Below are 23,068 nucleotides of genomic sequence, written 5' to 3'. Positions count from 1 at the left end.
GGCGCCAGGCTCGGCAACTGCTGGGTGCTGGAAGAGGCGGTTTCAGCGGCGCTGGCCGTCACCGGGCCCATCGCCATGCCGATGCTGAATGCCAATGCGCTCAGAACTAATGCGGTTTTTTTCATCTGTGTGTCTCTTATAAAGTCGTTCAAAAAAGAATGGCCGTCTTGCGTGCTTATTCAGAGTTAATTAATAGCCTGAAGTTCCGGCACAGATGATTGGCAATAGTAAACAAATATTGTCCGTCTTTACAAAAATCAAGACAGCCAACCGGTTGGAATTGCTGATAATTATTCCTCAGCTTAATTATTCCGCCGCCATTAATCGACGATATTCATCATAGGCATAAAGGTCGGTCATTCCGCTGATATAGTCCTGCAATAAACGCGCGCGGAAATAATATTCCCGAATGGCTTGCTGCTCCGGCGATAAATGCTGCAGCCCTTCTACCGCCTCCGCATACGCCAGCCGATGCTTGGTGGACAGCTTGTGGAACAGGCGCGTTTCGATCGGGTAAGCGCGGTGGCTGTCCTCACGCACCAGCAGGCTGAAGTCCGCCAGCGACATCGCCAACAGCGGGCTGTAAATGTCCAGCAGGCCGCTGATCACCCGGTAGCCTTGCAGCTCGAGCTGTTCGACCTCCGGGTGGTTGAACACATGCTTGAACGCCACATTTTTAAATATTTTCAGCAGCCGGTAGGCCGGGCTGGAATCCTCCAGCAGCGCCTGATTGAAGCTGCCCTGATAAACCGCGTCCAGATTGTCGATAAAGCGCTGCGCCGCGTGCGGCACCAGCCGCGCCACGGTAAACACCCGCAGATACATGAAGAACTGATCTTCCGCGCTGCGCCGCGCGCCACCGCGATCGATCTTGCGAAACGCGCTGGCGACGGTCTTGTCGAACAGATCGCCCGGCGCCACCTCGCCCCACTCCTGAATCAGGTGCTGATACAGCTGCTCGACGGTGAAAATGCTCTTCTCCACCGCGTCTTCCAGATCGGCCACGCAGTAAGAGATATCATCGGCGGCCTCCATAATGTAGGTCAGCGGGAAACGATCGAACTCGCCCATATGCAGCTCACGCCGCAGCCGATCGACGAAGGCCTCTTCCGCCAGATAGTAGCCGGGCTTTTTCATCAAATAGCTGTGGCTGGCGGGGATGTCGCCCGCCCAATAAGCCGGGCGGGTGTATTTCAAAATGCAGCCGACCTGCGCGTAGGTCAGATTGAGTTTCAGCAGGCTATACACCATGCGGATCGCCTGGGCGTTGCCCTCGAAGTGGCTGAGATCCTGACGGATCCGGCTGCGCAGCCGGTTCAGATCGCTCTCCCCTTCATGCAGGCGCAGCGCCGCGACCTGGCAGCGATCGTGACTGCCCGGCTCGCTGCCGCAGCTGGTGGGATCGAGCCGCTGGGCAAACCAGTCATTGATCGCCGACTCGCCGAAGTGACCGAACGGCGGATTGCCGATATCGTGCATCAGACAGGCCATTTCCACGATGCTCTCAAACGGATCGAGCAGCCGGGTCAGGCCGAATTCATCGATCTTACCCGCCTGTTTGAAGCGGTTGAGGATCTCTTTGGCGATATGGCGCCCGACCTGCTGCACCTCCATCGAGTGCGTCAGGCGGCTGCGCACCGCCGCGTTGCGCTCCAGAGGAAACACCTGGGTTTTTTGCTGCAAACGGCGAATGGCGGCCGAGTTGACGATGCGCCCGCGATCGCTCTCGAACTGCCGCACGATGTCGTACTCTTCCTCGGCCTCGATCGGTTTGCTGAAAGGCCGTTGGAAGCTGATTTTTTGCTTGAAGTCGATCCCGGACATCTGTTTCTCCGCCGTTGCGCCCTGCCCCCGTGATAACAATTCCCGGCGGCGGATGCAACGCATTATCTCTCTTACACAGCCATGATAGACTATGCCGCAATTCTCACGGCCAATCAGCGAGTGTTATTTATGAAAGTAGGCATCATCGGCGCAATGGAGCAGGAAGTCACCCTGCTGCGCGATCAAATCGAAAACCGTCAAACCATCCAGCGCGCGGGCTGCGAAATCTACACCGGCCAGATCGGCGGCGTTGACGTGGCCCTGCTGAAATCCGGCATCGGCAAAGTCTCTGCGGCCATGGGCACCACCCTGCTGCTGGAGCACTGCAGCCCGGACGTGGTGATCAATACCGGCTCCGCCGGCGGCCTGGCCAGCACGCTGCGCGTGGGCGATATCGTGGTGTCGGAAGAAGTGCGCTACCACGACGCCGACGTCACCGCCTTCGGCTACGAGCCGGGCCAGATGGCCGGCTGCCCGGCGGCGTTCGTCGCCGACGACGCGCTGATCGCGCTGGCGGAAAGCTGCATCAAACAGCTGGATCTGCACGCGGTGCGCGGCCTGATCTGCAGCGGTGACGCCTTCATCAACGGCGCCGAACCGCTGGCGCGCATCCGCGCCACCTTCCCGAGCGTCGCCGCCGTGGAAATGGAAGCCGCGGCGATCGCCCACGTCTGCCATCTGTTCGGCACGCCGTTCGTGGTGGTGCGCGCCATTTCCGACGTCGCCGACAGCGAATCGCACATGAGCTTTGACGAGTTCCTGGTGGTAGCGGCCAAGCAGTCCACGCTGATGGTCAACGCCATGCTGCAAACCCTGGCCAAGCGCGGTTGATGTGAGACTGCGCTTCACCTCGATGTTCTGCCTGTTGGCGCTCTGGCTGGCTCTGCCGGCCGGCGCCGCGCAGCGGGTGATCAGCCTGGCGCCCAACGCCACCGAACTCGCCTATGCCGCCGGCATGGGCGATGTGCTGGTGGCGGCGAGCGCCTATTCCGATTACCCGCCGCAGGCCGCCAGGCTGGAGCAGGTGGCCTCCTGGCAGGGCATCAATCTGGAGCGGGTGCTGGCGCTCAAGCCGGATCTGATCCTCGCCTGGCGCGGCGGCAATCCGCAACGCGCGTTGGATCAGCTCGCCGCGTTCGGCATCCCGATCTTCTATGCGGACGCCGACAATCTCGAAGGGATCGTCGGCTTGCTGGACAAGCTGGCGCGCTACAGCCCGCACCCGGACCAGGCGCATCAGGCCGCAGAAGGCCTTCGCCGCCAGTTCGCCGCTCTCAAGCAACAGTACGCCACTAACGTGCCACGCCGTGTGTTGCTGCAGTTCGGCACCCAGCCGCTGTTCACCAGCTCCGGCGCCACGCTGCAAAGCCAGGTGCTGGCGCTGTGCGGCGGGCAGAACGTCTTCGCCGACAGCCGCACCCCTTGGCCGCAGATCAGCCGCGAGCAGGTACTGGCGCGTCAGCCGCAGGCCATCGTCATCACCGGCGGCGCGAAAGAGGCCGCCAATGTGAAAGCCTTCTGGGCGCCGCAGCTGCAGGTGCCGGTGATCGCGCTGAACGAAGACTGGTTCAATCGCGGCGGGCCGCGCCTACTGTTGGCGGCGCAGCAGCTGTGCCGCCAGCTGGCGGAGATCCGCTGATGCTGGTGTTCTGGCTGGATATTCTCGGTACGGCGGTGTTCGCCGTCTCCGGCGTGCTGCTGGCCGGCAAGCTGCGCATGGATCCGTTTGGCGTGTTGGTGTTGGGCGTGGTTACCGCGGTCGGCGGCGGCACCATCCGCGATATGGCGCTGGCCAACGGCCCGGTGTTCTGGGTCAAGGATCCCACCGATCTGGTGGTGGCAATGATCACCTGCGTCTTGACGCTGCTGCTGGTGCGCCAGCCGCGCCGCCTGCCGAAATGGGTGCTTCCGGTGCTCGACGCCGTCGGGCTGGCGGTGTTCGTCGGCATCGGCGTCAACAAGGCTTTCGCGGCCGGCACCGGCCCGCTGGTGGCGATCTGCATGGGGGTGATTACCGGCGTCGGCGGCGGCATTATCCGCGACGTGCTGGCACGCGAGATCCCGATGATCCTGCGCACCGAAATTTACGCCACCGCCTGCATCATCGGCGGCATCGCGCACGCCACGGCGTTTTACACCTTCAACATGCCGCTACAACAGGCCATGATGCTGGGTATGGTCATCACGCTGGCCATTCGGCTGGCGGCCATCCGCTGGCACCTCAAGCTGCCCGCCTTTATTCTCGAACGCTGAGCCGCCGCACATCACTCACGGCCGGCCGGCCGGCCGGCGCAGGAGAACGGCACGGCAGTGATCCTCGTGGAAGGGTAGGCATAAAAAAACCCGCCGGCCGTAAGGCGAGCGGGTTGATATTCTGGCAGGCAAACTCAGATGCTGAACGACGAACCGCAACCGCAGGTGGTTTTGGCATTCGGGTTGGTCACCACAAAGCGCGATCCTTCCAGCCCTTCGGTGTAGTCCACCGAACCGCCGACCAGGTACTGCAGGCTCATCGGATCGACCACCAGCGCCACGCCCTGCTTCTCGATGGTCATGTCGCCATCGTTGACCTTGTCGTCAAAAGTGAAGCCGTACTGGAATCCGCTGCAGCCGCCGCCGGTAATATAAACCCGCAACTTCAGGTTCGGGTTTTCTTCGTCAGCAATCAGGAACTTCACCTTGTTTGCTGCTGCCTCGGTAAATTGCAGGGGCAGTGCCGTTTGATCACTCATACTCTTTACTCCCAACATTGTTCAGCATCAGATCGCGACTATGGCTGCCTGATTAATATTAACGATTATCCGATACCTGAGTGTTGCGTTCAAGTATTCACCGCATTTGTTGTATTTTCCTTACTTGTTTTCTGCGCCGCCTCCCGCGCCAGCTGCGCCTCCTGCTTTTGCAGCGTGCGGGCCAGGATCGACGAATACAGCGGCTTGCCGCCGAGCAGCTGCGCCACCACCGTGGCGCCGAGGCAGGTGATGATCATCGGTAAAATAAGTTGGTAGTTGTCGGTCATTTCCAGCACCAGCACGATGCCGGTCAGCGGGGCGCGCACCGTGGCGGCGAACAGCGCCCCCATGCCGGCGATGGCGAAGGTGCCCGCCTCAATGCCGTACTGCGGGAACAGATGCGCCCCCGCCAGCCCGAAGGCGGTGCCGAACAGCGTGCCCAACGCCAGCATCGGCGCGAAGATGCCGCCCGGCGCGCCGGAACCGAAACACAGCAGCGTGGTGAAGATGCGGGTGATAAAGATAAACATCAACATGCCGACGCTGTAGTTGCCCGCCGCGGCGATCGGGATCAGCCCAAAGCCGCCGCCCGCTGCCTCCGGCTGGATCAGCCCCAGAATGCCGCACACGCCGCCGAGCAGCCCGCCCATCAGCAAGACATTGCGCATTCTGCCGCCGTGCAGGCGCGCGAACATGTCCTGGGTGCGGAAGATCAGCGCGTTGAAACCCACGCCCACCGCGCCGAAGATTGCCCCCAACACCAGATAGAGCCACAGGGTATTGATGGGCGCCGAAGAAAGTTTGTCGACCGCGATCACCGCCCCCTGGCCGTTAAACAGCTGGAACACCACGCTCGACATGATCACGCCGATAAACACCGCTTTAATCGAGATCAGGTTGTAGCGGAACTGCGGCCGCATCTCTTCGATGATGAACAAGATGCCGGCCAGCGGCGCGTTGAACGCGGCGGACAACCCGGCGGCGGCCCCGGTCGCCAGCAGCGTATGACGCGCCTCGGCGCCGCGAATGCGCAGCACGTCCAATACCATGCGCCCGACGTTGCCGCCCATCTGCACCGTGGGCCCTTCACGCCCCAGCACCATGCCCGCCCCCAGCGTGCCCATGCCGCCGATGAATTTCACCGGGATCACGCGCCACCAGCGTACCGGCCGCAGCTCTTCCAGCGCGCCTTCGATTTCCGGAATGCCCGAGCCGCCCGCCTCAGGCGCAAAGCGCCGCACCAGGTAATAGCCCAGCGCCGCCAGCGCGGCGGACAGGATAAACGCCAGGGGCCACACCAGAAGCCAGGAGTCGGCGACCTGCGCCAGCGAAGCCAGCCGCTGCTGCTGCACCCACTCCACCGCTTTATCGAAGGCCACGCCGAGCAAACCGGCCAGCGCCCCCACCAGCGCGGCCATCACCAGGATCGCCACCGGGGTTTTATCGCGGCGAATAAACTGACGCACCGCATCGCTGCGGCGCAGACGCGGGCTCAACGTCCCGACGGGCTGTGATTGTGATTCTGTCATCGCGAGTGATTCGTCAGGTAATTTGTAATACAAATAGGCAGAGCGATAATTCTACCCCAACCTGGCGGCGGACGCTGCCGTTAATGGTATCTGACTGTGATCGTTTCATAACGCGGCGCTCTCCTCTAGAATAGCGCGGTCAAATCATTCAAAAGAGAATCCAGGAGCCGATTTATGAGCCTACACAGCAAGTCCGAAAGTCTGTACGCCCAGGCGCAACAGTTGATCCCCGGCGGGGTAAACTCTCCGGTGCGTGCATTCACCGGCGTGGGCGGTGTGCCGCTGTTTATCGAGCGGGCAGACGGGGCTTACCTGTTCGATGCCGACGGCAAGGCCTATATCGACTATGTCGGTTCCTGGGGGCCGATGGTGCTGGGGCATAACCACCCGGCGATCCGCGACGCGGTAATCGAAGCGGCGCAGCGCGGCCTGAGCTTCGGCGCGCCGACCGAGATGGAAGTCAAAATGGCGCAGCTGGTCACTGAGCTGGTACCGACGATGGATATGGTGCGCATGGTGAACTCGGGCACCGAAGCCACCATGAGCGCCATCCGCCTGGCGCGCGGCTACACCAACCGCGATAAAATCATCAAGTTCGAAGGCTGCTATCACGGCCACGCCGACTGCCTGCTGGTGAAAGCCGGCTCCGGCGCGCTGACCCTCGGCCAGCCGAACTCACCGGGCGTGCCGGCCGACTTCGCCAAGCACACTCTGACCTGCACCTATAACGATCTGGATTCGGTGCGCGCCGCCTTCGAACAGTACCCGTCCGAAATCGCCTGTATCATCGTCGAGCCGGTCGCCGGCAACATGAACTGCGTGCCGCCGCTGCCGGAATTCCTGCCGGGCCTGCGCGCCCTGTGCGACAAGTACGGCGCGCTCTTGATCATCGACGAAGTGATGACCGGCTTCCGCGTCGCGCTGGCCGGCGCGCAATCCTATTACGGCGTTGAGCCGGATCTGACCTGCCTCGGCAAAATCATCGGCGGCGGCATGCCGGTGGGCGCCTTCGGCGGCCGTCGCGAAGTAATGGACGCGCTGGCGCCGACCGGCCCGGTCTACCAGGCCGGCACCCTGTCCGGCAACCCGATCGCCATGGCGGCGGGCTACGCTTGTTTGACCGAAGTCTCACAGGTCGGCGTGCACCAGACGCTGACCGAACTGACCGAGATGCTGGCCGCAGGCCTACTGCATGCGGCGCAGGAGGAGAATATTCCGCTGGTGGTCAACAACGTCGGCGGCATGTTCGGCCTGTTCTTCACCGACGCGCCGGCGGTCACCTGCTACCAGGACGTGATGCAGTGCGACGTGGAACGCTTCAAGCGCTTCTTCCACCTGATGCTGGAAGAAGGGGTGTATCTGGCGCCGTCCGCCTTCGAAGCGGGCTTCATGTCCGTGGCGCACAGCAAGGAAGACATCCAGCGCACCATCGACGCCGCGCGTCGCTGCTTCGCCAAGCTGTAATCCCGGCCGAATGGCCAAAAAAAAACGGGCGCCTCGGCGCCCGTTTTTTTTCTCTGCGGCTTAAAGCAGCGTGCCGTAAATGGTCAACAGCGCCACCACCACCACGATGATCATCGTCACCTTGCGCGCCAGCGTCACCGCCGCCCGCGGCGTTTGCACCGGATCCATATGCGGATCGCGCGCCAGCGAGAACTGGGCCAACCGCGTCAGCACCTGATACGACGACGAATGCCGATCCCCGAGCGAGGCGAACCAGGCCGGCAACGCGCGTTCACCGTGGCCAAACAGCGCGTAGGCCACTCCAGCCAAACGCACCGGGATCCAGTCCAGCCAGTTCAGCAGGTGATCGATGCCCGATTGCGAACGCTCCAGCGGCGTATTGTGGCGCGCCAGCCAGGTTTGATAGGCGCGCAGAAAGGCATACCCCGCCAGCGCGATCGGCCCGTACGGCCCAAAGACCACAAACCAGAACAGCGGCGCCAGGTAATAACGGAAGTTAATCCACAGCAGCGCGTTTTGCAGCTCGCGCAGGCGCAGCTCTTCGCTGCAGTCCACCGGCAAGCCGTGGATCAACGCCAGCTCTTCCGCCATCTGATCGCTGGCGTGGATATCCCCCTGCCGCGCCGCTTTCAGGTAGGCGCGGTAGTGTTTCCGCTTGATGCCGGCGCCGACGCACAGCAGATCGATGACGATCCACAGCAGCAGCGTCACCACGCCGAAGAACAGCCCGTGCGACAACCACAGAACGCCCCAGACGATCACCATCCAGGCGGCGGTCATCGCCAGCGTCTGTGCCAGCGAAACCCGATGCAGCCGCTGAAATACCACTTCGAGGCGATGATCCAGCTGCCAGTGTTCTCCCAGCTTGAACAGGCGCTCCCAGGCCAAAACCAGCAACAGCGTAAACAGCGTCATTAGCGATTCCTCTCCCTTTTTCTTGTCTCAAGCATAGCGTCGGCGGGCGCGCCGCGTTGTTCCAGAGATGCCAGATAGCGATCCCAATCGAACGCCGGCCCGGGATCGGTCTTGCGGCCGGGGGCGATATCGCAATGCCCGGCGATATTGGCCGCCAGCGGCGGATAACGTTCGGCCAGCAGCACGGTGACCGCCTGCAGCGTGCGATATTGCGCTTCGGTGTAGGGTAACTGGTCAGTGCCTTCCAGCTCGATGCCGATGGAGAAATCGTTGCACCGCTCACGTCCCTGATACAGGGAAACGCCCGCGTGCCAGGCACGCTGGTCGAAAGGCACATACTGCACCATCTCTCCGCCGCGGCGAATCAGGCAATGCGCCGACACCCGCAGCTGATGGATCTCGGCGAAATAAGGGTGCTGCGCAGGGTCGAGCGTGCCGGTGAACAGCTGGTCGATATAGGGGCCACCGAACTCGCCGGGCGGCAAGCTGATGTTGTGGATGACCAGCAGCGAGGGCGGCTCGTCATCCGGGCGCCGATCGCAGTGCGGCGAGAGCACTCGCGTCACCCCAACAATCCAGCCATTTTCCAACTGCATCAGACACCTCTCTGCGGTGGTACTTATTCCTGCAACAGAGTAGCATGTTCCCCTACGATCTAACCGTCCATTTCGGAGTTTTCCATGCCGACACGCCGCTACAGTGCCGACAGTCGCCGCACCGAGCTTCTTGAACGAATTGAAAGTGATATTCCCTATGCCGTCGCCCAGGCGCTGCGCGAAGACCTGGGGGGCGAAGTCGACGCCGGGCGCGATATTACCGCGCAATTGTTACCGGCAGACAAACAGGCCGAAGCCACCGTCATCACCCGCGAAGCCGGCGTGTTCTGTGGCCGTCGCTGGCTGAACGAAGTCTTTATTCAGTTGGGCAATCAGGTGCAGGTGGAGTGGCTGGTGGCGGACGGCGACCGTCTGACGCCGAACCAACCGCTCTGCCGGCTGCGCGGCCCGGCGCGGGTGATGCTGACCGGCGAGCGCACCGCGCTGAACTTCGTGCAGACGCTCTCCGGTGTGGCGACCGAGGTCAGCCGCTATGTGGCCCTGCTGGAAGGCACCCGGACTCGCCTGCTCGATACCCGCAAGACCTTACCCGGCCTGCGCACCGCGCTGAAATACGCCGTGCTGTGCGGGGGCGGCAGCAACCACCGGCTGGGGCTGTCCGATGCCTTCCTGATCAAGGAAAACCACATTATCGCCTCCGGCTCGATCAAGAACGCGGTGGAAAAAGCCTTCTGGCTGCACGCCGACGTGCCGGTGGAAGTGGAAGTCGAGTCGCTCGATGAACTGCAGCAGGCGCTGGATGCCGGCGCCGATATCATCATGCTGGACAACTTCAGCGTAGAGATGATGCGTCAGGCGGTCGCCCAAACCCAGGGCCGCGCCCAGCTGGAAGTGTCCGGCAATGTCACCCGCGAGACGCTGCGCACCTTCGCCGAAACCGGCGTGGATTACATTTCGGTCGGCGCGCTGACCAAGCATGTGACCGCGCTCGATCTGTCGATGCGCTTCAAATGATCCCCTCGCCCCCGGCCGCTGCCGGGGGCGTTACCGCAGTTTGCGAAGCCCCTCGCACCGTTTTTTTCACCGCTGCAAACCACATCATTACTGATGGAAGTACGCCGAGAAACGCGTAAAACCTGCTCGCCGTTCCCCCGCGCAAACCGCTACCGTTGTTTTCCACACCCTTATGGAGGAAACAACGCATGGAAACACAACGCGGCTTTAGCCTGATCGAACTGATGGTGGTGATCGCCATCATCGCCATCCTCAGCGCCATCGGCATTCCCGCCTACCAGCGCTACATCCAGAAAGCGGCGATGACCGACATGCTGCAAACCATGGCGCCGTATAAAATGGCGGTCGAGCTGTGCGTGCTGGACGAAGGCGCGCCCGCCGGCTGCGAGTCCGGCAGCAAAGGCATTCCCACCGGCGGCACGTCGCGCTATGTCAGCGGGGTGAAAGTCGTCAAAGGCGTGATCACGCTGACCGGCAGCCAAACGCTACAGGGCCTGGCGGTGGCATTAACCCCCAAGTCGAACGCCGATGGGCTGACCCGCTGGACCCGGCTGTGCAGCAGCGAAAACGCGACGTTGGTTGAGGTGTGCCAGGAAGTCTTCCGCTTCGACAACGCGGCGGAGTAATGGCGATGAACGCGCAAATCAGCGAAGAGGTTCACGCCCTGTGCCGGCGCTATCAGGCGCTGGCGCTGAGCGAAGACCCGACCACCCTGACGGTCGCGCTCAGCGAAGAAGCGCCGCAGGGGCTGCTGGCGGCACTGCGTTTCGCCACCGGCAAGCGCATCCATTTGGAACAATGGCCGGCGGCCAGGCTGGAGATGGCGCTGAACCAGCACCACGAGCCGCTCCCGGCGCCGTTGACGGCCGAAGAGGACACGACCGACATCGCCTACCCCGACGACGGCGATGCGCCGGTGGTACAGTTCATCAACCAGACGCTGCGCCTGGCCATTCAGCGCCGCGCCTCGGACATTCACTTTGAGCCCTTTCGGCAGCATTTTCGCATTCGCCTGCGCATCGACGGCGTGCTGCAAACCCTTGCCTCACCGCCGCCGCAGCTGGCTGCGCGCCTCATCGCCCGGCTGAAGATCCTCGGCCAACTGGATATCGCCGAGCGCCGTCAACCTCAGGACGGGCAGCTCAGCCTGACGCTGGACAGCGCGCGCTATGCCATGCGCATCGCCACCCTGCCGACGTTGCACGGCGAAAAGGTGGTGCTGCGCGTTCAGCAGGGCGAGCAGCAAGAGCTACCGCTGGATCAACTGGGCATGAGCCGGACGGATCTGGCGCGCTACGCGGCAGCGTTGGCCTGCCCGCAAGGTTTGATCCTGGTGACCGGCCCGACCGGCAGCGGCAAGACGGTAACGTTGTACAGCGGGCTGCGCCAGTTGAATGATGCGCAAAGCAACCTGTGCAGCGTCGAGGATCCGGTCGAGATCCCGCTGTTCGGCGTCAATCAGACCCAGATCAACGCCAAAACCGAGCTGAACTTCACCCGAGTGCTGCGTGCCCTGCTGCGCCAGGATCCGGACGTCATCATGATCGGCGAGATCCGCGATGCGGAAACCGCCGAGATCGCGGTCAAGGCCGCGCAAACCGGCCACCTGGTGCTGTCGACGCTGCATACCAACTCCACGGCTGAAACCCTGACGCGGCTGATGCACATGGGTATCCCCGGCTACCTGCTCGCCGGCTGCCTGAAGCTGGTCGTCGCCCAGCGGCTGGTGCGCAGGCTGTGTCGCCACTGCCGCTACCCGCAAAGCCAGCCGGCGCATTTTCCCACCGCGCTCTGGGCGGAACCGTTGCTCGCCTGGCGCGCCGACGGCTGCGAGCACTGCTTCGGCGGCTATTATGGGCGCATCGGCGTGTATGAACTGTTGGCCATTACGCCGGAAATTCAGGCGGCATTGCTGGCGAACGCCGCTCCCAGTCTGCTGGCGGATATCGCCCGCGAACAGGGGCAGCTTTCGCTGCTGCAGGCGGGTCTGGCGCTGGCCGCCGAAGGCACGACCTCGCTGGAAGAACTGTACCGCGTGATCGACGTCGTCCAGCCCGGCGTAACCACGCCATGAAAGCGCGCCGGTTGTTTCTGTGGCAGGCTTTCGACGCTCAGGGCACCTTACGCCGCGGCGAACTGATGAGCGAGGAAAAACGGCAGGTGAGCCGGCTGCTGATCGAACAAGGCCTGCAACCTTGGCGGATCGGGCACGGCAAACGCGTCACGCCCGGCCAATGGCGCGGAGAACCCTTAATCCACTTCACCCGCCAGCTCGCTACCCTGTTGCAGGCCGGGCTGCCGCTGGTCAATACGCTGCAGTTGCTGGCAGCAGAGCATCCTTCGGCAGCCTGGCGCTGCCTGCTGCGCCAGCTGGCCGACCAGGTGCGCGAAGGGCAGCCACTCTCCGAAAGCCTTGCCGCACAACCAAGCGTTTTTCCACTGATCTATCGCCAACTGATCGCCATCGGCGAACTGACCGGCAACCTCGATCGCTGCTGCCTGCAGTTGGCGCAACAACAGGAGGCCCAGTTGCTGCTGCGCCGCAAGGTGACCAAAGCGCTGCGGTATCCCCTCTTCATCTGCGCGGTGGCGCTACTGGTCAGCGTGCTGATGCTGGTGATGGTGCTGCCGGAATTTGCCAAGGTTTATCAGTCGTTCGATGCGCCGCTGCCCTGGTTTACCCAAGGATTATTGGGGTTGTCCGCGCTGCTGATCGCCGTTGGCCCCTATTTGGCGCTGCTGCTCGGCGCGTTGCTGTTCGGCTACTGCCGCTGGCTGCATCCGCGCCCTCCGTGGCGCCAACGCGAACAGGCCGCCTTGCTGCGCCTGCCGCTGATTGCCCGGCTGGTGAGCGGCGGCGCGCTGAGCCAAACATTTCGTATCCTGACCATGACCCAACGCGCGGGGCTGACGCTGGTGGAAGGCTTGAACGCGGCGGCGCTGGCGGCGGATCATCCGCTGTACCGGCAGGCGCTGGAGCAGGTGCAACGGCAGATCGCCGAAGGCGAAGCGTTTCATCAGGCCCTGGGTTTGCAACCGCTGTTTCCGCCACTGTGCCGGCAGCTGGTGCGGGTGGGCGAGGAGTCCGGTTCGCTGGACGCCTTGCTGGATAAGTTGGCGCAGTGGTATGAACGGCAGACGCACGAGCTGGCCGATACGCTGGCGCAAACGCTGGAGCCGCTGTTGATGCTGGTGGTGGGCGGGATTGTCGGCGCTTTGGTGATCGCCATGTATCTGCCTATCTTTCAACTGGGCAGCGTGCTGGGATAAAGAAGAGGATAGCGGGCACCGCGGTGCGCGGCGCCCGAATGCAAGCTGCGGCTTATTTGCTGCCGAAGACGCGGTTTTCCTGCTCCGCCACACGGATAAAGGTGGTGCGCTTGGTCAGCTCTTTCAGACGCTCGGCGCCGACGTAGGTGCAGGCGGAACGCAAGCCGCCGAGGATATCACGCACGGTAAACTCCACCTCGCCGCGCAGCGGCAGCTTGACGGTTTTGCCTTCGGCCGCGCGATACTCTGCTACGCCGCCGACGTGGCGCTTCATCGCCGACTCAGAGCTCATGCCGTAGAACAGCATGAACTTCTCGCCGTTCTCTTCCACCACGGTGCCTTCGCACTCGTCGTGGCCGGCCAGCATGCCGCCCAGCATCACGAAGTCCGCACCGCCGCCGAAGGCTTTGGCGACATCGCCCGGCACCGAGCAGCCGCCGTCGCTGACGATTTGGCCGCCCAGCCCATGGGCCGCGTCGGCGCATTCGATCACCGCCGACAGCTGCGGATAGCCCACGCCGGTCTTCACGCGGGTGGTGCATACCGACCCCGGGCCGATGCCGACTTTAACGATGTCGGCGCCGGAGAGGATCAACTCTTCCACCATCTCGCCGGTTACCACGTTGCCGGCGCAGATGACGTGGTTCGGGCAGGCTTCGCGCGCTTTCTGCAGGAAGGCGACAAAATGCTCTGAATAGCCGTTGGCCACGTCGATACAGATGAATTTCAGCGCCGGAGACAGCGCCAGGATTTGCTGCATTTTGGCGAAGTCGGCTTCGGAGGTGCCGGTGGACACCATCACATGGCGCAGCACCGATTCCGGCATGCGCTGCACGAAGTCAGCCCATTGCTCGACGCTGTAATGTTTGTGTACGGCGGTGAGAACGTCGAAAGAAGCCAGGGCCTCGGCCATGCGGAAGGTGCCCACCGTGTCCATGTTGGCTGCGATAATCGGCACGCCGGACCAGCTGCAACCTGAATGCTTGAAGGTAAACTGACGTTCCAGTTCAACCTCGGAGCGGCTTTTCAGCGTGGAACGCTTAGGGCGGATCAACACGTCTTTAAAGCCCAACTTCAAATCTTCTTCAATACGCATGACTTATGATTTCCTGGTTAATGGCGACGGATCGCAAGGAGGATATTCGAACCTCTACCCGACGGCTTTCCAGTGGCGCAAAAAGACGGCGGCGAGATTAATGCCAGTTCCAGTGACGTTATAATACGCGCTAATAATCGCCGAACAAGACTGCGAATTCGCCTTTATTTACGCTACAATCCGACAAATTTACCTGCATAATCGCAGTGTGATTGCCCGCTCATTTTTGCCGTGCCGCTGCGTTTTTTCTCGCCACCCAATCGGTGCCGATGCGCAAGCGCCGCCTGCCGACTTGCACTTCTGCGCGATCGCTTTATGATTCGACTATTATTTTTTTATGAACATCGGATGCACCTAACACCATGGCCTACATTGTTGCGTTGACCGGGGGCATAGGCAGCGGCAAGACGACCGTCGCGAACGCCTTTGCGCGCCACGGCGCAACCCTTGTCGATGCCGACGTGATCGCCCGTCAGGTCGTCGAGCCGGGCACCCCTGCCTTGGCCGCGATCGCCGAACGATTTGGTAATGAAATGTTGCTGCCGGACGGTGCGTTGGATCGCGCTGCGCTGCGTCAGCGCATCTTCAGCCATCCCGATGACAAAACCTGGCTGAACCAGCTGCTGCACCCGCTGATACACCGAGAAACCCAGCGCCAACTGGCGCAGGCCACCAGCCCGTACGCGCTGTGGGTGGTGCCGCTGCTGGTGGAAAACCGCCTGCAGGATCGCGCCGATCGGGTGCTGGTGATCGACGTCGACGCCGAAACCCAGCTGGCTCGCACCATCGCGCGCGACGGCGTAAGCCGTGAGCAAGCGCAGAGCATTCTCGCCGCCCAGGCCACGCGCCAGCAGCGCCTCGCCGTGGCGGATGACATTATTGACAACAGCGGCGCCGCTCAGGGGATAGAGCCACAGGTCGCCGCTCTGCATCGTCGCTACCTTGAACTGGCGGCAACAGCGCCCCAACAGGATTAAACTGCATGAGTGATGTTTCCCCAACCGTTCTCTTTGAACACCCGCTGAACGAGAAGATGCGCACCTGGCTGCGCATCGAATTCCTGCTGCAACAGCTGCACGGCCAACGCGCCCTGAGTGAAACCGCCATCGCCCTCACCTTCTTTCGCACCGTTTCCGACTTGCTGGACGTGCTGGAGCGCGGCGAAGTGCGCACCGAACTGCTCAAAGAGCTGGAGCGCCAGCAGCAGAAACTGTTGGCCTGGGCCGATGTGCCGGGCGTGGATATGGCGCTGATCGACCAGCTGCGCGGCCAGCTGAAGTCGCGCTCATCGGCGCTGATGGCGGCGCCGCGCCTCGGCCAGGCGCTGCGCGAAGATCGGCTGATCGGCCTGGTGCGTCAGCGGCTGAACATTCCTGGCGGTTGCTGCAGCTTCGATCTGCCGACCCTGCACATGTGGATGCACGCGCCGCAGCAAGATCGCGATGCCGACGTCGCCGCCTGGCTGCAGTCGCTGGATCCGCTGAACCAGGCGCTGATCATGGTGTTGGATCTGATCCGCCAATCCGGGCCGTTCCGCAATCAAATCAGCCTGAACGGTTTTTTCCAGGACAACGCCGAAGGGGCGGATCTGCTGCGCCTGCGCCTCCATCTGGCGCCGCAGCTTTATCCGCAGATTTCCGGCCATAAGACGCGTTATGCTATTCGTTTCCTGCCGCTGGACAGCGAACATGGCGCGGTGCCTGAACGCCTGACGTTCGAACTGGCCTGTTGTTGAACTTATGAAAGAAAGCCTTCTCAGTATTGTCAGAAGGCGTAAGGAACCGTTATGACGACCGTAGTAAAATGCCCAACCTGTGGCACCGGCGTGGTTTGGGGTGAAGTCAGTCCATTCCGGCCGTTTTGCAGCAAACGCTGCCAGCTGATCGATCTCGGCGAGTGGGCCGATGAAGAGAAGCGCATTCCGAGCAACAGCGATCTGTCGGAAAGCGAAGACTGGAGCGAAATGGACGATCGCTGATCGCCCGCTGTTGGCCTGGCGGACGCCAGGCCAAACTGGTTATTGCGCGGCGTTCGCCTGTGCCACCAGCAGCTGAATAATGCCGACGTTGGCTTCCGGGAACTCGTCTTCACGCAGGTCCGCCTGTTTTACCCAGCGCATCGGTTGCCCCTCGCGGCCGAACGGCTCACCCGCCCAGGCTTCTACCAGATAAAAATTCAGCGTCACGATGCGATCGCTGAAGCGGTGCTCCACCACCTCCAGCAGTTCGGCGCGTTCGGTTTCGATACCGGTCTCTTCCCGCAGCTCGCGGCTCAACGCCTGTTCCGGCGTTTCACCCTGTTCGATCTTACCGCCGGGAAACTCCCAAAAGCCGGCCATGTGCGCATCGGCGGCGCGGCGGGTAATAAAGATCTCCTGTTGAGCATTGCGGATAATGCCCACGGCGATATTCAGATGTTTCATCTCACCCTCCTGATGGGTGCCAAAAAACAGGGGCTCAGCAAGCTGAACCCCTGGGTGTTATCGGTTAACAGCGGCCGGCATTACTGCAGGCGGCCGTGGCACTGCTTGTATTTCTTGCCGGAACCGCATGGGCAAGGATCGTTACGCCCCACTTTACGCTCGGCGGTCGCCGGCGCGTTCGGATCTTCAGTCACCAGCGCGTTCTCGTCGTGGTGGCTCAGCTGTTGCTGCTGCGCCAGACGCTCGGCCTCTTCACGGCGCTGCTGTTCCAGCGCTTCCACCTCTTCCGGCATCCGCACCTGTACCTTGCTCAGCACGCTGATCACTTCATATTTCAGCGATTCCAGCATAGTGGCGAACATGTTGAAGGATTCACGCTTGTACTCCTGCTTCGGATCCTTCTGCGCGTAACCGCGCAGGTGGATACCCTGGCGCAGGTAGTCCATCGCCGCCAGATGCTCTTTCCACAGGGAATCCAGCGTCTGCAGCATCACGCCCTTCTCGAAGTTGCGCATCATCTCGCTGCCGACCACTTCTTCCTTACGCTGATACTGCTCTTTGGCGTTCTCCAGAATGCGTTCGCGCAGCGTCTCTTCGTGCAGCTCCGGCTCTTTGTCCAGCCACTGGGCGATCGGCATCTCCAGATCGAAGTCGTTCTTCAGGCGCTCTTCCAGCCCCTGAATGTCCCACTCTTCTTCCAGCGACTGCGGCGTGATGTAGTTGTCGATGGTGCTCTTGAACACGTCCTCGCGGATGCTGGCGATGGTTTCGCTCACGTCGGACACGTCCAGCAATTCGTTGCGTTGGCTGTAGATGGCGCGGCGCTGATCGTTGGCGACGTCATCGTACTCCAGCAGCTGCTTACGGATGTCGAAGTTGCGGCTCTCTACCTTACGCTGGGCATTGGCGATCGCCTTGGTCACCCACGGGTGCTCAATCGCTTCGCCTTCTTTCATGCCCAGTTTACGCATCATGCCGGACACGCGATCCGAGGCGAAGATACGCATCAGGGCATCTTCCATCGACAGGTAGAAGCGGGATGAACCGGCGTCGCCCTGACGACCGGAACGGCCGCGCAGCTGGTTATCGATACGGCGCGATTCATGGCGCTCGGTGCCGATGATATGCAGGCCGCCCGCCGCCAGCACCGCGTCGTGGCGCTCTTTCCAGGCGGCTTTGATGGCTTCGATCTGCTCTTCGGTCGGCGCTTCCAGCAGCGCCACTTCGGCCTGCCAGCTGCCGCCCAGCACGATATCGGTACCACGACCCGCCATGTTGGTGGCGATGGTTACCGCACCGCTCTGGCCGGCCTGGGCGACGATGTCCGCTTCCATGGCGTGGAATTTGGCGTTCAGCACCTTGTGGTCGATGCCCGCTTTGGTCAGCTCACGGGACACCACTTCGGATTTCTCGATTGAGATGGTACCCACCAGCACCGGTTGGCCTTTGGCGGTACGCTCGCGGATGTCCTCGATGATGGCGCCGATCTTCTCTTTCTCAGTCATGTATACCAGATCCGGCATGTCCTTACGGATCATCGGACGGTTGGTTGGCACCACGATGGTGTCCAGCTTGTAGATCGAGCTGAATTCGAAGGCTTCGGTATCGGCGGTACCGGTCATCCCGGCCAGCTTCTCGTACAGACGGAAGTAGTTCTGGAAGGTGATCGAAGCCAGCGTCTGGTTCTCGTTCTGGATCTCCACGCCTTCTTTGGCTTCCACCGCCTGGTGCAGGCCATCGGACCAACGGCGGCCCTGCATGGTGCGGCCGGTGTGTTCGTCGACGATGATCACTTCGCCGTCTTTCACGATGTAGTCAACGTCGCGGGTGAACAGCACGTGGGCGCGCAGCGCGGCGGTAACGTGGTGCATCAGCATGATGTTGGTCGGCGAGTACAGCGATTCGCCTTCATCCATGATGCCGGCTTCCACCAGCATCTCTTCGATCAGGATCAGGCCGCGTTCGGTCAGGTGGACCTGGCGCGCCTTCTCATCCACCGAGAAGTGCCCTTCACCCTTGAAGGTGTCGGAGTCTTCTTTTTCCTGGCGGATCAGTTTAGGGATCAGCTTGTTGACCTTGATGTACATCTCGGAGCTGTCTTCGGCCGGGCCGGAGATGATCAGCGGCGTACGCGCTTCATCGATCAGGATGGAGTCCACCTCATCCACCAGCGCATAGTGCAGTTTGCGCTGCACGCGCTCTTCCGGGCTGAACGCCATGTTGTCGCGCAGGTAGTCGAAGCCGTATTCGTTGTTGGTGCCGTAGGTGATGTCGGCGGCGTAAGCTTCACGCTTGGCCGGCGCCGGCATGCCCGGCAGGTTGATGCCGATGCTCAGGCCGAGGAACTCGAACAGCGGGCGGTTGTTTTCGGCGTCACGCTGCGCCAGATAGTCGTTGACGGTCACCACGTGCACGCCGCGGCCGCTCAGGGCGTTCAGGTAGGCCGGCAGCGTCGCGGTCAGGGTTTTACCTTCACCGGTACGCATCTCGGCGATGCAGCGGTCGTTCAGCACCATGCCGCCCAGCAGCTGCACGTCGAAGTGACGCATGCCGAACACGCGCTTGCTCGCCTCGCGCACCACGGCGAAGGCTTCCGGGATCAGGCTTTCCAGCGACTCGCCTTTTTCCAGGCGTGCGCGGAACTCGTTGGTTTTCGCTTTCAGCTCGTCATCGGACAGTTTTTCCATGTCCGGTTCCATGCGGTTGATCTGCTCAACCACTTTGCGCATGCGGCGCAGGGTACGATCGTTACGGCTGCCAAAAACTTTGGTTAATAATTTCACTAACATGATGTTTGATATCTCTGTCATGACGGCCGAAGGCGGCAGTCAACTTGCTATTATTTATGGTTTTTATGCCCTAAGGGCGGAGTCAGACGAGAACGACGGGCCCGGCGCGAATGCCTTGCACCTGAGCCACCCACAGGCCGGTCTGGTGCCGCGCCAGCGTTGGCAGCACCTCAAGGTGGGTGTGACGAATGATGGTCGGTGGCTTCGGCTCATGCGTCAGCAGCGCATTGAGGGTAGACAGCAGCGCCAGTTGCGCTACCTGCAAAGGCGGTTCCGCTTCGACTTCGCTCTCCTGTACCCGCGCATAAACCACCTGCGGCGCCAGCGCGAAAGAGAGGTGACGAATGACGGTGCGCAGTGCATGCTGCTGCCAATAATCTACGCTGAAGGTAGGGCGGCGGTGCGCGTCCTGCAGCAGGGCCAGGCTGGTGAAGGTGCCGTTGGCCGAATTTTGCCGGTTAAGGCTGGACGACGTATTCGGCAGTGCGGCCTGATCGGGAGCGCCGGACAAATTGGAAGACGCGCCAAGCGTGGCCGCAACCATCCCTAACAGGAGATGGGGCCAGAAATAACGTCTGCCAAATTGTCGCCAACGATTTAGAATACCGATCACGAGTTTATAATCCGCCGGAGCCCATTATGCGCGATAGCCGTCCACAATTATTAGATGTCCTGTTCGACGACGCGTCTGCCGGCAGCAAAGGGCCGCTGCATAACGTCCAGCAACGCGCGGTGGCGCTGCTCAAGCTTAACCGTGCAGTGAAGGGCCTGTTGCCCGCTCCCCTGCATCCCTGGTGCCGCGTCGCGAATTTCCGACAGGGTATTTTAGTGCTCGAAACGGCAAATGCCAGTTGGATGATGCGCTTGCGCTACGAACAACCCGCTTTGCTGTCTGCACTACGAGCGCAAATTCTACCATCATTGTCGTCGATCGACATCAGGATTAATCCGGCCTTGATGGCGAAAGGCAGCAACCAGGTGCAAAACGCCGAGAAAGCGCCGGAAAAACCCGTGCCGATGCGGCATTTGAGTCTGGAAAGTGCGGAAGAGCTGAGAGGATTGGCGAGCCGTAGCCCGGAGAAACTGCGCAAGATATTGGAACGGCTGGCTGCATTGGCCGGAGAGGGTACCAACACAACCAGTCGTGATAAGTAATCAGCGACACAACTGCAAAACATCAGACGGCATCACGAGCCTGAATTCTCAGGCTCTCAGAGGATGCGCCTGCCGTTATTCGCAGCAGGCGAGGAATTCAGACCTTACGCCAATACGGTAGACGGTGCCTTGAATGCCAACGGCATTTCGGCTTCGTCCTGGAAGGTCACGTATTCCCACGCTTCCTGCTTGGCCAGTACGGCCTGCAGCAGTTTGTTGTTCAGCGCGTGCCCAGACTTGAACGCGGTGAACGCGCCAATGATGTTGTGGCCGCACATGAACAGGTCGCCGATGGCGTCCAGCATTTTGTGACGTACGAACTCGTCTTCGAAACGCAGACCGTCTTCGTTCAGCACGCGGTAGTCATCTACCACGATGGCGCAATCGAAGCTGCCGCCCAGGGCCAAGCCGCGGGACTGCAGATATTCGATATCGCGCATGAACCCGAAGGTGCGCGCGCGGCTGATTTGACGCACGAACGACTCAGCCGAGAAATCAAGACGGTAGCGCTGAGAGCTGGCGTCGATAGCCGGGTGGTTGAAGTCGATGGTGAAGTCCAGGCGGAACCCGTTATGCGGGGACAGCTCGGCCCATTTGTCGCCATCTTCAACACGCACGGTCTCTTTCAGACGCAGGAATTTCTTCGCCGAGTTCAGTTCTTCGATGCCGGCATCCAGCAGCAAGAACACGAACGGACTGGCGCTGCCGTCCATGATTGGGATTTCAGCGGCGTCGACTTCGATGACGATATTGTCGATGCCCAGCCCAGCCAGCGCGGCGTTGAGGTGCTCAACGGTCGAAATACGCACGTCATGCTCATTCACCAGGCAAGTACAGAGCATGGTATCACGCACGGATTTTGCATCAGCCGGAAAATCAACCGGTGGATTCAAGTCAGTGCGACGATAGATGACCCCGGTATTAGCCGGCGCTGGGCGCATTGTCAGCGTGACTTTCTTGCCGGTATGCAAACCGACGCCAGTCGCCTGAACAATACGTTTTAATGTCCTTTGTTTGATCATCGTTTTATCTCGCAATGTTATCCATCCTACCAGCCAAGCATACAGCATGGCCGGCGGGACAGTTTAGCACAAAGAGCGGAGATTCCAAATTCTCAGGATATTCTTAGTCTGCCTGTTTACGCAGGAAGGCTGGAATATCAAGATAGTCGGGCTCTTTATTCGGCTGCGCAGCTTGGTCGTTGACCACCTTGGCGGCAGGTTTCACTTCCTGCGGCAGAGGCGACATGCCGTGCTGCTGATAACGGTGATCCATCACTGGCTGGCTGGCCTGCTTATTGGTCACCAGAGTGATTTCAGGACGCTTGTCCATACCGATACCGGTTGCAACCACGGTAACGCGCAGTTCGTCGTTCATTTCCGGATCCAGCGAGGTACCGATAACCACGGTAGCGTTGTCGGAAGCGAACGCACGGATGGTGTTACCCACAGTTTCGAACTCATCCAGACGCAGATCGAAACCAGCGGTAATGTTGACCAGCACGCCGCGCGCGCCGGACAGGTCGATGTCTTCCAGCAGCGGGCTGGAGATCGCCATTTCGGCCGCTTCTTCGGCGCGGTCTTCACCGCAAGCCACGCCGGAACCCATCATCGCGTAGCCCATTTCGGACATCACGGTGCGCACGTCGGCGAAGTCGACGTTCATCAGGCCCGGACGGGTGATCAGCTCGGCGATACCCTGCACCGCGCCTTTCAGCACGTCGTTGGCCGCGCCGAACGCGTCCAGCAGAGAGATGCCACGCCCCAGAACTTTCAACAGCTTGTCGTTCGGGATGGTGATCAGCGAGTCCACGTGTTTGGACAGTTCAGCGATACCCTGCTCCGCGAATGCCATGCGCTTCTTGCCTTCGAAGTTGAAAGGCTTGGTCACCACGGCCACGGTCAGAATACCCAAATCTTTAGCCACTTCAGCCACCACTGGCGCCGCACCGGTACCGGTACCGCCGCCCATGCCGGCTGCGATGAAGACCATGTCTGCGCCGTCCAGCGCTGCGCGCAGGGCTTCGCGGTCTTCTTCCGCTGAATTGCGACCCACCTCAGGGTTCGCGCCCGCACCCAGACCTTTGGTAATACCGCTACCAATCTGGATGGTTTGGCCAACCGCCGTTTTGCGGAGCGCCTGGGCGTCCGTGTTCACAGCGAAGAATTCAACACCTTCGATGCGCTCGCGCACCATGTGTTCAACGGCGTTGCCACCGCCGCCGCCGACGCCGATGACTTTAATCACCGCGTCATTGGTTAGTTCCATTGGTTCAAACATAGTTTCTCTCCGTTTTGTGCC

23 protein-coding genes are annotated in these 23,068 nt (G+C 61.3%); 12 read left to right on the top strand and 11 right to left on the bottom strand.

The annotated features are described in order from the left end of the window. Positions 1 to 306 precede the first annotated feature (306 nt). Positions 307 to 1,824: a dGTPase gene (dgt, locus tag MMS95_RS18015; protein WP_076740945.1), complete on the bottom strand. Its 1,518-nt coding sequence runs from the start codon at positions 1,822 to 1,824 to the stop codon at positions 307 to 309. A 129-nt stretch (positions 1,825 to 1,953) separates the two neighbouring features. Here dgt and mtnN point away from each other — a divergent pair, with 129 nt between their 5' ends. Genes mtnN through MMS95_RS18000 form a run of 3 tightly spaced genes read left to right on the top strand, consistent with a single transcriptional unit; the run spans position 1,954 to position 4,077 of the window. Continuing rightward, positions 1,954 to 2,655 (top strand): 5'-methylthioadenosine/S-adenosylhomocysteine nucleosidase, encoded by a 702-nt coding sequence (gene mtnN, locus MMS95_RS18010; protein WP_015376665.1) that lies wholly within the window; start codon positions 1,954 to 1,956, stop codon positions 2,653 to 2,655. A 22-nt stretch (positions 2,656 to 2,677) separates the two neighbouring features. Beyond that, positions 2,678 to 3,463 (top strand): vitamin B12 ABC transporter substrate-binding protein BtuF, encoded by a 786-nt coding sequence (btuF, locus tag MMS95_RS18005; protein WP_088382032.1) that lies wholly within the window; start codon positions 2,678 to 2,680, stop codon positions 3,461 to 3,463. Further along, positions 3,463 to 4,077: a TRIC cation channel family protein gene (locus MMS95_RS18000; RefSeq protein WP_033641866.1), complete on the top strand. Its 615-nt coding sequence runs from the start codon at positions 3,463 to 3,465 to the stop codon at positions 4,075 to 4,077. Before btuF ends, MMS95_RS18000 begins: the two co-directional genes overlap by 1 nt. Positions 4,078 to 4,211: 134 nt before the next feature. Here MMS95_RS18000 and erpA read toward each other — a convergent pair whose 3' ends face one another. Further along, complete coding sequence (erpA, locus tag MMS95_RS17995) at positions 4,212 to 4,556, bottom strand: iron-sulfur cluster insertion protein ErpA (protein ID WP_004932708.1); 345 nt, start codon at positions 4,554 to 4,556, stop codon at positions 4,212 to 4,214. A gap of 89 nt (positions 4,557 to 4,645) precedes the next feature. Next, positions 4,646 to 6,085, bottom strand: a complete 1,440-nt coding sequence (gene clcA / locus MMS95_RS17990) for a H(+)/Cl(-) exchange transporter ClcA (RefSeq protein WP_033634217.1) — start codon at positions 6,083 to 6,085, stop codon at positions 4,646 to 4,648. A gap of 174 nt (positions 6,086 to 6,259) precedes the next feature. Here clcA and hemL point away from each other — a divergent pair, with 174 nt between their 5' ends. Next, on the top strand, positions 6,260 to 7,549 hold the full coding sequence (gene hemL, locus MMS95_RS17985) for a glutamate-1-semialdehyde 2,1-aminomutase (RefSeq protein ID WP_015376661.1): 1,290 nt from the start codon (positions 6,260 to 6,262) through the stop codon (positions 7,547 to 7,549). A gap of 60 nt (positions 7,550 to 7,609) precedes the next feature. Here the strand turns inward: hemL and ampE are convergent, their stop codons facing one another. Both ampE and ampD read right to left on the bottom strand, forming a co-directional pair. After that, a complete protein-coding gene (gene ampE, locus MMS95_RS17980) occupies positions 7,610 to 8,464 on the bottom strand; it encodes a beta-lactamase regulator AmpE (protein WP_004932714.1) in 855 nt (284 codons plus the stop codon). After that, positions 8,464 to 9,060: a 1,6-anhydro-N-acetylmuramyl-L-alanine amidase AmpD gene (gene ampD / locus MMS95_RS17975; protein WP_015376660.1), complete on the bottom strand. Its 597-nt coding sequence runs from the start codon at positions 9,058 to 9,060 to the stop codon at positions 8,464 to 8,466. Before ampD ends, ampE begins: the two co-directional genes overlap by 1 nt. Positions 9,061 to 9,144: 84 nt before the next feature. Between ampD and nadC the strand changes: the two genes are divergently transcribed. From nadC to hofC, 4 genes are all read left to right on the top strand, one after another. Next, entirely contained in the window at positions 9,145 to 10,035 is an 891-nt protein-coding gene (gene nadC, locus MMS95_RS17970; RefSeq protein ID WP_004932717.1) for a carboxylating nicotinate-nucleotide diphosphorylase, read from the top strand. A 188-nt stretch (positions 10,036 to 10,223) separates the two neighbouring features. After that, the gene (gene ppdD, locus MMS95_RS17965; protein ID WP_015376659.1) at positions 10,224 to 10,661 is read left to right on the top strand and encodes a prepilin peptidase-dependent pilin; all 438 of its coding nucleotides are present in this window, start codon (positions 10,224 to 10,226) and stop codon (positions 10,659 to 10,661) included. Positions 10,662 to 10,666: 5 nt separating this feature from the next. Next, positions 10,667 to 12,109, top strand: a complete 1,443-nt coding sequence (gene gspE / locus MMS95_RS17960; protein WP_118892714.1) for a type II secretion system protein GspE — start codon at positions 10,667 to 10,669, stop codon at positions 12,107 to 12,109. Next, entirely contained in the window at positions 12,106 to 13,305 is a 1,200-nt protein-coding gene (gene hofC / locus MMS95_RS17955; protein ID WP_164123136.1) for a protein transport protein HofC, read from the top strand. Before gspE ends, hofC begins: the two co-directional genes overlap by 4 nt. Positions 13,306 to 13,357: 52 nt before the next feature. Here the strand turns inward: hofC and MMS95_RS17950 are convergent, their stop codons facing one another. Next, positions 13,358 to 14,401: a GMP reductase gene (locus MMS95_RS17950; RefSeq protein ID WP_015376656.1), complete on the bottom strand. Its 1,044-nt coding sequence runs from the start codon at positions 14,399 to 14,401 to the stop codon at positions 13,358 to 13,360. A gap of 362 nt (positions 14,402 to 14,763) precedes the next feature. Between MMS95_RS17950 and coaE the strand changes: the two genes are divergently transcribed. From coaE to yacG, 3 genes are read left to right on the top strand one after another with little or no spacing between them, the layout of a single operon-like run. Then, positions 14,764 to 15,378 carry a dephospho-CoA kinase gene (gene coaE / locus MMS95_RS17945; protein ID WP_004932729.1) on the top strand — a complete coding sequence of 205 codons (615 nt, stop codon included), beginning with the start codon at positions 14,764 to 14,766 and terminating at the stop codon, positions 15,376 to 15,378. Between the two features lie 5 nt (positions 15,379 to 15,383). Continuing rightward, entirely contained in the window at positions 15,384 to 16,136 is a 753-nt protein-coding gene (gene zapD / locus MMS95_RS17940; protein WP_004932732.1) for a cell division protein ZapD, read from the top strand. A gap of 51 nt (positions 16,137 to 16,187) precedes the next feature. Continuing rightward, positions 16,188 to 16,379, top strand: coding sequence for a DNA gyrase inhibitor YacG (gene yacG, locus MMS95_RS17935; protein WP_004932737.1), 192 nt, complete (start codon positions 16,188 to 16,190; stop codon positions 16,377 to 16,379). 39 nt (positions 16,380 to 16,418) lie between these two features. On the opposite strand, the gene mutT is transcribed toward yacG, so the two are convergent. The 3 genes from mutT to secM form a co-directional block, all read right to left on the bottom strand. Then, positions 16,419 to 16,823 carry an 8-oxo-dGTP diphosphatase MutT gene (gene mutT / locus MMS95_RS17930; RefSeq protein ID WP_021505332.1) on the bottom strand — a complete coding sequence of 135 codons (405 nt, stop codon included), beginning with the start codon at positions 16,821 to 16,823 and terminating at the stop codon, positions 16,419 to 16,421. A gap of 80 nt (positions 16,824 to 16,903) precedes the next feature. Continuing rightward, positions 16,904 to 19,612, bottom strand: a complete 2,709-nt coding sequence (secA, locus tag MMS95_RS17925; protein ID WP_004932741.1) for a preprotein translocase subunit SecA — start codon at positions 19,610 to 19,612, stop codon at positions 16,904 to 16,906. Positions 19,613 to 19,694: 82 nt separating this feature from the next. Next, positions 19,695 to 20,225: a secA translation cis-regulator SecM gene (gene secM / locus MMS95_RS17920; protein ID WP_088381238.1), complete on the bottom strand. Its 531-nt coding sequence runs from the start codon at positions 20,223 to 20,225 to the stop codon at positions 19,695 to 19,697. Positions 20,226 to 20,251: 26 nt separating this feature from the next. Here secM and MMS95_RS17915 point away from each other — a divergent pair, with 26 nt between their 5' ends. Then, positions 20,252 to 20,767: a DUF721 domain-containing protein gene (locus MMS95_RS17915; RefSeq protein WP_004932751.1), complete on the top strand. Its 516-nt coding sequence runs from the start codon at positions 20,252 to 20,254 to the stop codon at positions 20,765 to 20,767. 104 nt (positions 20,768 to 20,871) lie between these two features. Here the strand turns inward: MMS95_RS17915 and lpxC are convergent, their stop codons facing one another. Together lpxC and ftsZ are read right to left on the bottom strand one after the other, a co-directional pair. Further along, positions 20,872 to 21,789 (bottom strand): UDP-3-O-acyl-N-acetylglucosamine deacetylase, encoded by a 918-nt coding sequence (gene lpxC, locus MMS95_RS17910; RefSeq protein WP_004932754.1) that lies wholly within the window; start codon positions 21,787 to 21,789, stop codon positions 20,872 to 20,874. A gap of 103 nt (positions 21,790 to 21,892) precedes the next feature. Then, positions 21,893 to 23,047 carry a cell division protein FtsZ gene (gene ftsZ, locus MMS95_RS17905; protein WP_004932757.1) on the bottom strand — a complete coding sequence of 385 codons (1,155 nt, stop codon included), beginning with the start codon at positions 23,045 to 23,047 and terminating at the stop codon, positions 21,893 to 21,895. Positions 23,048 to 23,068 lie beyond the last annotated feature (21 nt).

Origin of the sequence: Serratia sp. PGPR-27, assembly GCF_022678525.1 — a bacterium.
In the GTDB taxonomy this organism is placed as follows: domain Bacteria; phylum Pseudomonadota; class Gammaproteobacteria; order Enterobacterales; family Enterobacteriaceae; genus Serratia; species Serratia nematodiphila.
The sequence above is the reverse complement of the archived record's forward strand: the minus strand, read 5'-3'. Positions and strand labels throughout refer to the sequence as shown.